Origin of the sequence: Streptomyces fructofermentans (assembly GCF_014651055.1) — a bacterium.
GTDB classification, from domain to species: domain Bacteria; phylum Actinomycetota; class Actinomycetes; order Streptomycetales; family Streptomycetaceae; genus Streptomyces; species Streptomyces fructofermentans.
This window is the reverse complement of the sequence record NZ_BMWD01000010.1, coordinates 87,274-99,896: the sequence shown is the minus strand read 5'-3', so window position 1 is coordinate 99,896 and position 12,623 is coordinate 87,274. Positions and strand designations below refer to the sequence as shown.

13 protein-coding genes and 1 pseudogene are annotated in these 12,623 nt (G+C 72.9%); 2 read left to right on the top strand and 12 right to left on the bottom strand.

All coding sequences use genetic code 11. The annotated features are described in order from the left end of the window. Positions 1–65: 65 nt before the first annotated feature. Both IE265_RS16340 and IE265_RS38375 read right to left on the bottom strand, forming a co-directional pair. Positions 66–515, bottom strand: coding sequence for an SUKH-4 family immunity protein (locus IE265_RS16340; protein WP_190036300.1), 450 nt, complete (start codon positions 513–515; stop codon positions 66–68). Positions 516–541: 26 nt separating this feature from the next. Continuing rightward, positions 542–870, bottom strand: a pseudogene (locus IE265_RS38375) (hypothetical protein); the annotation flags it as partial. Here IE265_RS38375 and IE265_RS16335 point away from each other — a divergent pair. Beyond that, entirely contained in the window at positions 869–1,273 is a 405-nt protein-coding gene (locus tag IE265_RS16335) for a YunG family protein (RefSeq protein WP_190036299.1), read from the top strand. The pseudogene IE265_RS38375 and the gene IE265_RS16335 overlap by 2 nt on opposite strands. A gap of 96 nt (positions 1,274–1,369) precedes the next feature. Here the strand turns inward: IE265_RS16335 and IE265_RS16330 are convergent, their stop codons facing one another. Together IE265_RS16330 and IE265_RS16325 are read right to left on the bottom strand one after the other, a co-directional pair. Continuing rightward, positions 1,370–1,963, bottom strand: a complete 594-nt coding sequence (locus tag IE265_RS16330) for a TetR/AcrR family transcriptional regulator (RefSeq protein WP_190036298.1) — start codon at positions 1,961–1,963, stop codon at positions 1,370–1,372. Then, positions 1,956–2,789 (bottom strand): alpha/beta fold hydrolase, encoded by an 834-nt coding sequence (locus IE265_RS16325; RefSeq protein WP_190036297.1) that lies wholly within the window; start codon positions 2,787–2,789, stop codon positions 1,956–1,958. The genes IE265_RS16330 and IE265_RS16325 overlap by 8 nt, the downstream gene beginning before the upstream one ends. 291 nt (positions 2,790–3,080) lie before the next feature. Here IE265_RS16325 and IE265_RS16320 point away from each other — a divergent pair, with 291 nt between their 5' ends. Then, entirely contained in the window at positions 3,081–5,015 is a 1,935-nt protein-coding gene (locus tag IE265_RS16320; protein ID WP_190036296.1) for an amino acid adenylation domain-containing protein, read from the top strand. 263 nt (positions 5,016–5,278) lie between these two features. Here the strand turns inward: IE265_RS16320 and IE265_RS16315 are convergent, their stop codons facing one another. From IE265_RS16315 to IE265_RS16280, 8 genes are all read right to left on the bottom strand, one after another. Then, a complete protein-coding gene (locus IE265_RS16315; protein ID WP_190036295.1) occupies positions 5,279–5,716 on the bottom strand; it encodes a DoxX family protein in 438 nt (145 codons plus the stop codon). Between the two features lie 279 nt (positions 5,717–5,995). Next, positions 5,996–6,448, bottom strand: a complete 453-nt coding sequence (locus IE265_RS16310; RefSeq protein ID WP_190036294.1) for a hypothetical protein — start codon at positions 6,446–6,448, stop codon at positions 5,996–5,998. 94 nt (positions 6,449–6,542) lie between these two features. Then, the gene (locus IE265_RS16305; protein ID WP_190036293.1) at positions 6,543–7,487 is read right to left on the bottom strand and encodes a GlxA family transcriptional regulator; all 945 of its coding nucleotides are present in this window, start codon (positions 7,485–7,487) and stop codon (positions 6,543–6,545) included. Beyond that, entirely contained in the window at positions 7,484–8,035 is a 552-nt protein-coding gene (locus tag IE265_RS16300) for a cysteine hydrolase family protein (RefSeq protein ID WP_190036292.1), read from the bottom strand. The genes IE265_RS16305 and IE265_RS16300 overlap by 4 nt, the downstream gene beginning before the upstream one ends. 148 nt (positions 8,036–8,183) lie before the next feature. Then, positions 8,184–9,056 (bottom strand): endonuclease/exonuclease/phosphatase family protein, encoded by an 873-nt coding sequence (locus tag IE265_RS16295; protein ID WP_190036291.1) that lies wholly within the window; start codon positions 9,054–9,056, stop codon positions 8,184–8,186. 179 nt (positions 9,057–9,235) lie between these two features. Further along, a complete protein-coding gene (locus IE265_RS16290; protein ID WP_373302962.1) occupies positions 9,236–10,747 on the bottom strand; it encodes an MFS transporter in 1,512 nt (503 codons plus the stop codon). A gap of 271 nt (positions 10,748–11,018) precedes the next feature. Next, a complete protein-coding gene (ssuE, locus tag IE265_RS16285) occupies positions 11,019–11,600 on the bottom strand; it encodes an NADPH-dependent FMN reductase (protein WP_190036289.1) in 582 nt (193 codons plus the stop codon). Positions 11,601–11,819: 219 nt separating this feature from the next. Further along, a complete protein-coding gene (locus tag IE265_RS16280) occupies positions 11,820–12,623 on the bottom strand; it encodes a serine aminopeptidase domain-containing protein (protein ID WP_190036288.1) in 804 nt (267 codons plus the stop codon).

Sequence of the window (12,623 nt, the reverse complement as noted above, 5' to 3'; positions counted from 1 at the left end):
TTCACTCAGGCTCCGCTTTTTCGTGTCAAAACTAGCCGGACTCGCTAGCCACTACTGAAAGACGCCTATTCATAGAAATCCCCCATCGAGACGTCCCATCGAAATTCATACCAGTACGCACCTTCGCGATAGGCGCTCAGGTCAACCTCGCGAATGACGTTTTCCAACCTCTGTGCCCCATATTCCCACTCGTCGACGCCACCTTCTTCGTCGTAGAACGGGAACATTTCGCCTACTCGCATGACACATTGAGTGAAGCGAGACAGTGAAGTATTCACCAATGCGACGTCTTTCGGGCTCATGCCGTACAAAACCTCGTGTGACGTCTCATTGAAGTAAACCGAGGACCTCAGGCCGAATGCACCAAAACGGATCAGGTTTCCATCAGATCCTGGACCTACCCGCTCCGCCTCGTCCAGTGCCTTGTAGGAGAAGAATAGTTTCGGAACGACCAGTTTTGCACCACTCCGCGCGACCTCGAGGGTGACGAGTCGGGCCTCCATGAAACGCTCCATAAAGTGATTAAAGTATCAATGGTGAGGGCAAACAGCGGCACCAGACAGGGCCCCGTGACCCGACGGGACACCTCGACTTCCCGCTTGAACCGGGCCCGGAACTCCTCGTCGCCGGCCTGTGCCGGGTGGACGACCTTGACCGCCACCCGCCGCCCGCCGCCCGCCGCCCGCCCGAATCCAGGGCCGCATGGACCGTTCCCATGCCGCCCGAGCCCAGTCGGCCGATGACCCGGTACGCGCCGATCCGGCCCGGATCACCAGGCCGGGCAGGATGAACACGCGCAGACAACGACGCCCCCCACAGGCAAGAACGGTGATCCGCCGATGTCAGTGGCGACTGTGATGCTGTCGGCATGATTCCTTGGAACCTGCTGGTCGTGGAAGAGGCTCTGCGGGCCAGTTGGGCCGCTGACACCTGTTCCCCGGACGACCTCGCTCGCGCCGGCTGGCAGATCGGCAACCCGGCATGGGGCCACTGCGACATCACCGCTTTGATAGTGCACGACATCTTCGGCGGCGACCTCATGGTCGGGGAGGTCCACTGTGGCGGGGAACAGCACGGATTTCACTGGTGGAATCGGTTGCCCAGCGGTGTGGACCTCGACCTGACGCGCGAGCAGTTCCGGGATGGCCAGACCGTCACCGCAGCCCGGGTCGTCAAACGTCCACCTGGACCTCTTCCTCGGCGCTGGCAGGAGTATCTCCTTCTGCGCGAGCGCGTCATCGAGCGCCTCGGTCACCTCCCCGAGCCTGCCTGACCCGCCGAGATGGTGCTTCAACTCCCCTCGTGGCAGCCCTCCCCATCGGTGCCCGTTCCTCGTTCTCGGTCGCCCCGATCCCTTGGACCGACGTGTCTACCGGTGAGGATCGGCGGGGGCTGTGCCGGCGATGGCGCGAAGGCCGCGGTCGATGAGGTCGATGAGGTAGTCGAAGCTCTCGCCGATGTCGGTGGACAACTGGAATCCGCCGGATGCCTGCAGGCTGGCGAAGCCGTGGAAGACGCTGCGCACCGCCCTCAGCGCGTGCGTCATGTCCTGTGGGGGGATGTCGTAGCCCCGCAATACCGCTTCGAAGGGTCCGATCCCCCGCATGGAGGCGAGCAGGATCGGGTCGTCGGGGCCGGTCGGTGTGAGGCCGAGGGTGGCCGCGTAGCAGCCGGGGCGGGTGAGAACGAGGGTGCGGAGCGCGTCGGCGGCGGCGGCCAAGGCGTCGCGCCCGGAGCGGCCCTGGATGGCTGCACCGATCGCGACGGCGGCCTCGTCGAAGGCGAGCGCCGCGATGCGCCGGTGGAGGTCGTCCTGGCCGGCGATGTGCTTGTAGAGCGACGGGGCGCGCACCCCGAGCCGCTCGGCCAGCCGTGCCATGGTCAGCTCGCTGAAGCCGATCTCGTCGGCGAGCTCGGCGGCGGCAGTGACGATCGCGGCTGTGTCCAGGCCGGCCCTAGGCATTGACGCCTGCCAGGAAGGTCAGGACCGCGTCGAGGGTCTGCTGGGGGAACTGGACGTGCGGGTAGTGGCCGGCGCCCTCGATCATCTCCAGCCGGCCCAGACCAGTGGGCAGGTCGGCGACGATCGCCTTGCCCTCGGCCTGGGGCGAGGCCCAGTCGGGGTCGAGGGTGCCCTGCACGATGAGCACGGGGCAGGTGACATTGGCCAGCTGCTCACCGGCGTCGGCGGGAGAGATCTTGCCCATCGCCTGCACGACCTTCATCCGGCCGGGCTCCTCCAGCATCGTGGTGATCTGCGCCATGCGCGCGTCCCAGTCGGCGGGCTTGGGGCCGGGGTAGGCGACGTCGAGGTACTTGGCCCACTGCCGGGTACTGCCGAGGATGGTGGTGCCCATGAGATGGGTCACGCCGCGACGGTAGCCGGCCACCCGCAGGTCCCCGAGCCGGACTTGCTGCTTGCGGGTGAAGGGAGCGAGCTCGACCAGCGCGGTGACGAGTTCCGGGGCCTTGGCCGCGGCGATCGTGACCGCACCACCTGCGATGGAGTGGCCGATGAGTACCGCCGGCTCGCCGAGGTGCTTCACCAGAGCGATCAGGTCACCCGCGAGGTCGGTGCGGGTGTAGGACGCCCAGCCGACGCTGGACCCGCCGTGGCCGCGGAGGTCCACAGCAACGACTCGGTACCCGGCTTCCACCAGCGCGGGAGTGAAGAATCGGTAGGCCTCCCGGCTGTCGCCCATGCCGTGGGCCACCACCACCAGCGGCCCGGATGTGCCGCTCACCTCGTACGCGATGGTCCCATCGTCGACGTTCAGGAACTCAGTCACGACTACCTCCATAAGGACGCCAACCCGGTGGCTAATTGCGTTAGCCAAAAGCTATCAGCATTAGCCTGGAAGTCAATCCCGCCGCCGGCGCTGCGGGCAGGCTTGCACCACAGAGGAAGCTGAACGCGATGGCGGTCCAACTCCGGAACACGACCCTCCGCACGCTCCCCAGGCACGAGCACGCCACACCTGCTCGGCCGGCACACGGCTCCCCCGAATCCCCTCGACGGAGGGCGGAGCGGGATGGCAGGCTGCGCCCATGACCTACGGAATCGAGAACCACCCCGTCCGGTGAACGCGCGGGTCGAGCGCGAGGCGCTCCCTCGGCCGTTCACCGTCCTCGGGCACGCGCTGCGTCTGCTGCGCGAGGCCCCCGAGGCGCTCCCGCCCCACCGCGGTTTCGTACTCCCCGGGAGTGCCGACCGCGAGAAGCCCGCCCGGTTGCCGCCGCACGAACTGGTGGCCGCCGTCCGGGCCGTACTCGATCCGCCACCGGCCGACTCGGCGGCACTGCAGGCCCGTTTCGCCCGGCTCGGCGTACGGGACCACCACTGCGCTCCTGTCGCGTACGTCGTCGCGGGCCTCGATGTGCCGCCCCGGCAGCGGACCGAGGCCCTCGGGCTCGGCCGGGAGCTGGCCCGGGCCGGTACCACGCTGCCCGTCGTCGCCGCCGGGGTCGCGCTGCTCGGCCGCTTCGGAGAGGCCGAGGACGTCGAGACGCTGAGCGTCCTCGGCCTGCTCAGGGAACTCACGACCCCGGTCGTGGACGCCCTGGACCGCCTGGACCGCGTCGCGGCGGCCACGGTCCGGCTCACCACCCAGGTCCGCCACGACGCGCTGCGTCCCCTCGTCCGCGCGTTGCGGGCCCACGACGAGGAGGCCGTCCGCGACGCGCTGACCGTGATGCCCGCCGAACCGCGGTTCGTGCCTCCGTGGGCGGCCCGGCGGATCGCGGAGGCCGTCCGGCTGCCCGGCCTTCTCGACCGGCATCGCACGGACACCGCGCTGCTCGCTTCGGCGGGCCGGCTGCTCGTGCGGGCGGGCAGTTCTCGGTCTCGTCCCGGCGCGCTCCTCGGCCACCGCGACGCGCTCGCCCTGTACGACACCGTCGTGGACCGGGCAGGTCTGCTGCCGCCCACGCTCGACAACCACGCGATGCTGCTGTCCCTCGCACTGGACCTGAGCAGTGGTCCGGCTGTCCTGCTGGGGTGGGCCCCCGGGCGGCGCGAGGCGCTGCTGGCCTCCCTGGACGAACGGCTGGCCCGTCCCCGTCGGTCCTCGGCCACGGGCACGGCGTCCGGCTCGGGCGCCGAGTCCGGCTCGGGCGCCGAGTCCGGCTCGGGCGCCGAGTCCGGCTCGGGCGCCGAGTCCGGCTCGGGCGCCGAGTCCGGCTCGGGAGAGGGCGAGCGGATGCGTCGGCTGCGCGAGGGATGGATCCGGCGGACCCGGCGGAGGCCCTTCGGCCCCATCCCGGCGGGCGTCCCGTTCCGCCTGGTGACGGTGGAGGGCGATCCCGCCGAGCACGTGCGCGTCGAGACGCGCGTCCTCGTCGACGGGCGACCCCTGGTCCCCGCCCACCTCCCGCACGGCCGCGCCGCCGGCCCCGAGTCGCTCCTCGACGACGGCGGACTGGCGGCCGGTACCGAGCCGCACGAGGTGCTGCTCGCGGAGGCGGACTGCACCGAGGCGTGCTGCGGGGCGCTTCGCGTCACGATCCGCCGCGAAGGGGACGAGGTCGTGTGGGAGAACTGGCGGCGGCCCGATGTCCCGCCCGGCCTCCGGCGCGCCGGCTCCGAGCCTCCGGACCGCAGGTTCGACGCCGTCGCGTACGAGGCGGAGGTCGCCCGGGCCGTGGCGGACCGTCGCCTGGCGTGGCCCGCCCGCACCACGGCCCGGCTCATCGGGGCGGGGCTGTCGGAACAGCCGGACCTGCTGACCCGTTGGGACGCGCGCCGCGGGTGGATCAACGGCGATGTCGAGGACCCGGCCGTCGCCGTGGTCACGTTCTCCTATCTGCCGGGACTCGCCGCCGGGCGGCCCGAGACGGCTGGGGGGTCCCTCCAGTTCCGCTGGGCGATCCCGGACGACGGCACTCCGCCCGAGGTCCAGGCCCGGGCGGCGCTGGAACGGCTCGGGCGGGAGGACCCGAAGACGTACAGCCGGGTGTGCGGCGGCAGCCGTGAGCAGGCCGAGCGACTCGGCTTCCCCTGGCCCGATCAGGAGTGAGCGGCGGGGGTTCCGCGAGGCCGAAGCCCCCGGTACGGGACTCCCTCATCGGGGTCCGCCCGGGGGCGCGCGTCGGGGTCGTGGGCGCCGCGTGGGCGGGGGCGGGGAGTTCACCCGCAGCGGGACGGGTCCGGTGTCCGGGCCCTGCCGGGCTCGACACCCTCACGGCGCGGTGGGCCGGGACCCGTGGCGCCGAACGGTGCCGGCCCCGGCTCCTTCGCGTGGCCGGCAGCGGGACTCGGGGCCCCGGACGCCGGGTCCGTTCAGCTCCCCGCGTGGACGGCGGGCCGTGTGCCGCGCTCCCCGCCGAGCGCACCGGACAGGGACAGGGCACCCGGTCCCGAGAACACCAGCAGGAGGAAGCCCCAGCAGAAGAGAACCGGCGCGAGGCCGCCGTTCTGGAGGGGGAAGAGCCCGTCCGGCTGGTGCTCGGTGAAGTACGCGAAGGCCATGGCTCCGGAGCTGAGGAACGCGGCGGGGCGGGTGGCGACCCCGAGGAGCACGAGAACGCCGCACACCAGCTCGATCAGTCCGGCGTACCAGAAGGGCCAGTCGCCCACCGGGCTCGCCTTGCGGTCCAGGACTCCGAAGATCGTCGCGGCGCCCTCGGAGGCGAACAGCAGGCCCAGGACTATTCGGAAGAGGCCGAGGACCAGTGGTTGGCGCGTGGTCAGCCAGTCGTTGAGGCGCGGGTTGCTCATCGGTGCTCCCAGGGTGATTCGGCCGGTCGACAGTGGATGGTCGGGTGAAGTCTGCCTCGCGGTCAGCACGGAAACCCTCCCCCGCCCTCCCCTACGCGTGCGCGGCCCCCTCGGTTCAAAGGGATTCGCCAGATTCGCGGCACCTTCACCCCGTGAGGGCCGGCGGCGGTGGAACACCCCCCACGCGCTGGTCATCCCGGGTGCGCGCGCACGCCGGTGCGTCCGACCCCGGCTCCCGTCCTCAGCGCAGGCCGGCGGGGCGGCGCCGCGGGCAGCCGGTCACAGCGTCTTGCGCATCAACTGCGTGAGCCGGTCGCGTTGTTCGTTGAACGCGACTCGGGCTTCCTGGAACTCGTCGGCTTCGTAGGTGACTCCCTTGGCGACGACGTCCCGGTAGACGCGCAGCAGCACCACCATCCGCGTGACCTCGGCGAGCACGGTGTCGTCGGCGGCGAGGGCCAGCTCCAGCCGTTTGGACAGCACGTTGCTGTCCCGCAGTACGGTCCCCGCGCGCGCGAACGCCGTCTCGTCGGAGTCGTGGCCGCGGGCGATGTTGATGAGGGTCTCGCTCGCCGCCGCCGTGGCGTTGAGGAACGAGATGTACGCGGCGCGGCGGTCGTCCCGTGTGCGCTGGTCCCGCTCGCGCCGCCAGCGGCGCCACTCCACGAAGGCGGACGCGCCGAGGGCGATGACCGCTCCCAGCGCGGTGTTGATGAAGCCAGTCAGTTCCACGTCCATACCATGCTCGGACGGGCCCGGCCCCAATCCGGACGGGCCGGAGAAGGTTCCCTTCCGGACAGTCGAACGGCACCAACTCCCCTTTGCCTCAAGGGCTTTGGCCGTCCTCCCGCTCGCGGACCGCCGGCGTCCTGCCCGCCCGGAGCCGGCGGAGCATCCGGGCGTCCCCGAAGCCGACCTCCCTGGCCGCGGCCTCCGCGGTCGTGCCGTGGCCGATCAGCCGCTCGGCGTGCTCCACGCGCAGGGTCTGCTGGTAGCGGAGCGGGGTGAGCCCGGTGGCGCGGTGGAACAGCCGGGTGAGGGTGCGTTCGCTGACCCCGGCGCGGACGGCCAGTTCGGGCAGGGGCAGGGTTTCGGAGAAGCGGGCGTCGATGAGGTCCTGGACGTGGTGGACCGTGTCGTCGAGGTGGGCGCGGTGCCTGAGCATGGCGCTCGCCTGCGGCTCGTGGCCGTTGCGACGGGAGTACACGACCATGTTCCGCGCCACGCGGGCGGCGAACGCAGGGCCGTGCCGGTCGGCCAGCAGGTGCAGCGCGAGATCGATGCCGCTGGCGATGCCCGCCGAGGTCACCACCCCGCTGTCGGCGGTGAAGAGCACGTCGCGGGTCACCTTCGCGCGCGGGTGGCGCGCGGCGAGTTCGTCCTGGAGGTCGTGGTGCGTGGTGCACCTGCGCCCGTCGAGGAGCCCCGCCTGGCCCAGCGCCTCCGCCCCGGAGCACACGCTGGCGACCGTGCCCCCGGCCGCGTGGTGGGCGCGCAGCCCTTCCAGCATGTCCGGGTCGAGGTGCGGCCCGCCGTGGAAGCCGGGTGTGCGCCAGCCCGGCACCAGGACCAGGTCCTCGCGGCAGAGTTCCGGCCAGCGGGTCTGCGCGGTCAGCGGCAGTCCCTGGGCGCTGGTGACCTGCTCCCGCTCGGCGACGTAGCAGATGCGGTAGGGCCTGCCGTAGTCCGCCGCCGTACTGAAGACCTGCGCGGGGCCCGCCAGATCCAGCAGGTGGACCCCGGGGAAGAGGGCGAAGACGACCAGGCTCACACCTGGGATGGTCGCACCTCCGCCGCCAGTTCCGCGACTGTGGCGATCCGGGCGAACCGGTCCCTCAGTACGGCCTCGGTGCGCTCGATGATCTCCTGCGCGCCGAGGTCGCCGATGGGGTTGGTCGTCGTGGCGTCCGTGACGAAGACCATGCGGTAGCCGAGGTCGCTGCCGACGCGGGTGGTGGTCTCCACGCACTGCTCGGTGCGGATGCCGCACACCAGCAGTTCGCGTACGCCCGCTGCGGTGAGCAGTTGCTGGAGGTTGGTGGTGGTGAAGGCGTTGTGGGAGGTCTTGTGCAGGACCGGTTCGCCGGGCTTCGGCGGTTCGACTTCCTCCAGCAGCCTGACGTGCCCCTGTTCGGGGTCGAAGGCGCCTCCGCTGCCGGGCTCGGTGTGCAGGACCCACACCACGAGGTCCCCGTTGTCGCGGGCGAGGTGGACCAGGCGGTTCACGGGCTCGGCGATGCGGGGGTTGGCGATCTGGTCCCACAGGGGGCGGGCCCGGAAGGATTCCTGGACGTCGATGACGATCAGTGCTCGGCTCATGCGCCCATTCTCATCTGCGTGGACGTACGGTTCGAAGGCCCGATCCGGGCTCGCACCGGAACGATCCGGTCAGCGGGTGCGCAGGGAGCGACGGCCGTCGGCCGAGGGCTGCCGGGACTGCCGCGGGGGGGCCCGGCCGGTCCGGGAGTCAGAGCGCGACGTCCACGACGAGCGGCCGGTGGTCGGAGATCTCCGAGCGGGGGGCCGCCGTGCCGCGTACCGCCTCCCGGGGGACCCCGTTCGCCAGGACGTGGTCGAACCGGACCAGCGGGCGACGGGCCGGATAGGTCGGCAGCCGGGACAGGTCCCGCCAGGGCGCCTGCTGCCGCCCGCGTGGCCTGTCGGAGCCGCCCAGTCGTGCCGCGGCGGCGAGCACCCACCGGGGTACGGGCCCCGTCAGGTTGAAGTCGCCCAGCAGGATCCGGGGCGCGGGCAGATCGGCCACCCAGCCGTGCACGGCGGCGAGTTGGGCCGCGTTGCGGCCCGGTACGAAGGACAGGTGCGTGGCCACGACGGTGAAGGGGCCGTGCTTCCCCTCCAGGACAGCCGCCAGCGCGACGCGCGGCTGATCCCTGACCAGCACGAGGCCGGAGCGCCCCGGCACCTTCAGCGGGAACGGCACGGACGAGGCCCTGAGGCGTCTGGCCCGCCACAGCCGTACGGGCAGTCGGGTCACCAACGCGACACCGTGGGAAGGGAGTTCGGACGCGCGGGCGTCGTCGGGGCCGGACACCCGCAGTCCCGGGTCGGCGGCCCGCCCGGTCACCCGTGGCCAGTCGCCGTGCACCGCCGACGCGTACCTCCAGTGCCGGGCGCCGGACGCCCGGGCCGCGATCGCCGCCTGGTCGGTCCTGCCCGAACGGGACTGGAACCGGTCGAGTTCCTGGAGGGCGAGGACGTCCGCGTCGAGGGCCGAGACGGCTTCGGCGAGCCGCCGGGCGACCACCGCGGCGGGCACGTCGTGCCGCTCCTCGGCGTCCTCGGGGAGCCCGTGCAGCACGTTGAACGTCGCGAGCCTCATCCGCGGGAGTGTACGGGTGGGGCATGGCGGGTCGCGGGGGACGGCGGCGACTCGGAGCGGCCATCCGCGCCCGGGTGAGGGTCCCGCAGGTCTGCCCGGCGCCTCGGAGGACTCCCGGGCGCGGGACGCCGGGCAGCCCGGGGGCGGCGGGCGCGCAGTCGGGCCGGGGCACGTTCCGGTCAGGGCTGGCTGGCGTGGGTGTGGCTGTGCGTGTGCTCGGGCGGGCAGGCCGGGGTACGGCTTCTGCGGTCGCGCAGCCAGTCCTGGACCGCCAGGAGGAACGCGCACAGGACGGGCAGCACTCCGCAGCCCACGGCGACCGCCAGGGCGGAGCGGTAGGCGTCGTGGCTGTTGTCCAGCACCAGGTAGAAGAGGCCGGGCAGCGCCGCAGTCCCGACGGCGGCGCCCAGTCTCTGGGCCGTCTGCAGGGCACCGCCCGCCGCACCCGCCATCCGGACCGGCACGTCCCGCAGGGTCATGGTGATGTTGGGCGAGATGACGCAGCCGCTGCCGAGGCCTCCGAAGAACAGCACGGGGGCGGCGAGCCACACGGCGTGGTCGCCCGGGACCCGCCACAGGATGAGCACGGCTCCGCCCAGGCCGACGATCACGCCCGCGAGTCCGCAGACGGTGAGCAGGCGCCCGTAACGCTCGACGAGCCGGCCGGCCACGAACGCGGCGGTGGCCGAACCGATCGCGAAGGGTGTCACCGCGAGACCCGAGCGCAGGGGTGAGAGGCCCTGGCCGTTCTGGAAGAAGAGGGCGAACACGAGCCACACGCCGCTGAACCCGACGAAGTACAGGGCGCCGATGGTCGCGCCGATGGCGTATCCGCGGGTGGACGTGACCAGCTCCGGGTCGAGGAGCGGCTGCGCCCCGCCCTTCGCGACGCGCCGCTCCCAGCGGGTGAACGCGAGCAGGAGGGCGGCACCGATCACGAACAGCCACCACAGCGTGCGCAGCCCGCCCGCCTCCGCGAGGACCAGCGGGAGCATCAGGGCCAGCACTCCTGAGCCGAGGAGCACGACCCCCCACAGGTCGAGCGGTTCCCGGCGGCGCGGGGCCACCCTGGGCAGCAGGCGCAGGCCCAGCAGGAGGGCCACCGCGCCCACGGGCACGTTCACGTAGAAGATCCAGCGCCAGCCCTGCGCGCCTCCGGCGAACATGAGGACCAGGCCGCCGACGATCGGGCCCAGCGCGCTGGAGATGCCGACGATCGCGCCGAACAGGCCGAACGCCCGGCCGCGTTCCGCTCCCCTGAACATCTGCTGGATGAGGGCGGAGTTCTGCGGCGCGAGGCAGCCCGCGGCCACGCCCTGGGCCAGCCTCGCCACGACGAGCAGCGTGATCGTGGGGGCGGCTCCCGCGGCGGCGCTGCACAGGACGAACGCCGCGAGGGCCAGCAGGAAGATCCGCCGCCGTCCGATGGCGTCGCCCAGGCGGCCGGCGGGGACCAGGACAAGGGCGAACGCCAGGGCGTAGCCGGAGACGACCCACTGGATGGCTGGCGCCGAGGCGTGCAGGTCGCGTTGCATGGACGGCAGCGCCACGGCCACGATCGTCACGTCGAGCAGGCTCATGAATCCGGCCACGAGGGTGACCCACAGGGCCCGCCAGCGCCGCGGATCGGTGCCTTCCGCGTCGGGCTCGGCGTGTTCCCCGCCTGCCTTCGCCTGTTCGGCCGCTCCCACGTGGCTCCTCTCCGCCGCTGCGGCCCGGCACCCGGCCTCGGTGCCGCGCGGGTGCGCGCCCACCGGGACGCGCGGCCACCTGCACCATCCTTCGAGCAGCACGCGCATACGGCAACACGGCGTCCGGGGCCCCGTCGCGGCGGACCGGTCCCCGGCGGGGCCTCGGGGGTCCGCGGCGGACCGGCCGGGTCAGCACCGCCGGCCGGCCCGTCAGGCGCCGTTCCGACGGCGCCGCTCGCGTGTCCCGTGGGTACGCCGGGCAGGCGGGGCGCTAGGCCGGGGTGGCCGCCAGCGTGGCCGTGCGGCCGGCGAGGGGGGCCGTGCGGCTGCCGAGCGCGGCGGAGAACTGGTCCGTGACCTGTGCCAGGGCCTCGGCGGCCGACGGTGCGATGACCGGGGTGCCGTCCTCGCCGATGGTGATCTCCTTGTCGAGGGTGAACCAGCCCGGGACGATGTGCGCGGCCCCCATCGAACTCAGCACGGGGCGCAGGGCGTAGTCGATGGCCAGGACGTGGGCCGTGCTGCCGCCGGTGGCCAGCGGCAGCACGGTCTTGCCGGCCAGCGCGTACTGCGGGAGCAGGTCGAGCAGGGACTTCAGCAGGCCCGAGTAGGCGGCCTTGTAGACGGGGGTGCCGACCACGATTCCGTCGGCGCGCTCGAACTGGGCGGTGGCTTCGACGATCGCGGGATGCCGGAAGTCGGCGCCGAGCAGCGCATCGGCGGGCAGGGTCCGTACGTCCAGCGGGATCACGTCGTGGCCCTGCCGTCGCAGGCGGTCGTCGAGGTGCCGCAGGAGACGGGCCGTGCGGGAGGTGGCGGAGGGGCTTCCGGAGACGGACAGGATGGCGGCCATGAGGGGACCTTCCGGGTCGGTTGCGCGGGCTGACGGGTGGGCGGTCGAGCGGAGGCCGACCGCGGACCGGGCGGTCGGGGCGGCGGCCGCACGGGGCGTACGGAGGTCCGGCGGACACCGGGGACCCCGGGGGCCGGGCGCTCCGGGAGTCACCGGGCGCCGGCCGCGGTCTCCGCCCGTTCGTGCCCCCGGGCGGGCGCACCGGCCCGGGGGCGCGGTTCACCAGGTGCTCGACTCCACGGCGACCACGGGCACCAGGTCGTTGCGCAGGGTCTCCAGGAACGTGACGACCTCGGCCGCCACGCTGCGGTGCTGCACGTCGTTCAGGACGTCGTGGTGGGCCCCGCGCACCACGGAGAGACGGGCCCTTGGCAGCGACTTCACGGTCCGCGCGAGCGTGTCGCGGTCCGCGAGGGGGTCGGCGTCGCCGACGAGGAACAGCGCGGGGACGGTGATCCCGCCGTCGTGCGCCGCGGTGAGCAGGCTGTCGGGGACTGCGGCGTCGAGGGCGCCGCGCCGGACCCGGGGGTCGTCGGTCAGGGCGCCCCGGTGCGCCGGGCAGGAGGTGCGGATGTCCAGTTCGTCGTCCCAGGTGCCCGCCGCGGCGGCACGGTGTCCCGGCAGGCCGGCGAGGACGACGGCGTCGGGCCGCACGGTCGCGGGCCGTTCGCCGGACCCGAGCAGGGCGGCCACGGCCGCCGCGCCCAGGTCCGCCGCCACCAGGACCAGGGGGCGTACGAGTCCGTCGGCGGGGGCCGTGTCCTCGGCGGCCTCCAGCAGGCGGGCGCCGAGGCGCGCCAGGGAGCCGTCGGTACCGTCCGGGGCGTCCGGGGCGTCCAGGGCGTCCAGGGCGTCCAGGGCGATGTGCGGCGCGTCGACGACACGGACACGGTAGGCGTCGGCGGCCAGTCGTCTGCCGAGCCGTGCGTACGTGGCGCGGGTCTCGCCCCGGCCCGGCACCACGACGATCGTGCCGCGGACGCGGAGGCCTTCGGGGGCGTGGTGGTCGGTGTACTCGGTCAT

Coding starts and splice junctions, on each gene's coding strand:
- ssuE (WP_190036289.1), bottom strand. CDS start 11,600: ATGGCCGCCATCCTGTCCGTCTCCGGAAGCCCCTCCGCCACCTCCCGC.
- IE265_RS16295 (WP_190036291.1), bottom strand. CDS start 9,056: ATGAGGCTCGCGACGTTCAACGTGCTGCACGGGCTCCCCGAGGACGCC.
- IE265_RS16330 (WP_190036298.1), bottom strand. CDS start 1,963: ATGCCTAGGGCCGGCCTGGACACAGCCGCGATCGTCACTGCCGCCGCC.
- IE265_RS16300 (WP_190036292.1), bottom strand. CDS start 8,035: ATGAGCCGAGCACTGATCGTCATCGACGTCCAGGAATCCTTCCGGGCC.
- IE265_RS16340 (WP_190036300.1), bottom strand. CDS start 515: ATGGAGCGTTTCATGGAGGCCCGACTCGTCACCCTCGAGGTCGCGCGG.
- IE265_RS16315 (WP_190036295.1), bottom strand. CDS start 5,716: ATGAGCAACCCGCGCCTCAACGACTGGCTGACCACGCGCCAACCACTG.
- IE265_RS16335 (WP_190036299.1), top strand. CDS start 869: ATGATTCCTTGGAACCTGCTGGTCGTGGAAGAGGCTCTGCGGGCCAGT.
- IE265_RS16280 (WP_190036288.1), bottom strand. CDS start 12,623: ATGACCGAGTACACCGACCACCACGCCCCCGAAGGCCTCCGCGTCCGC.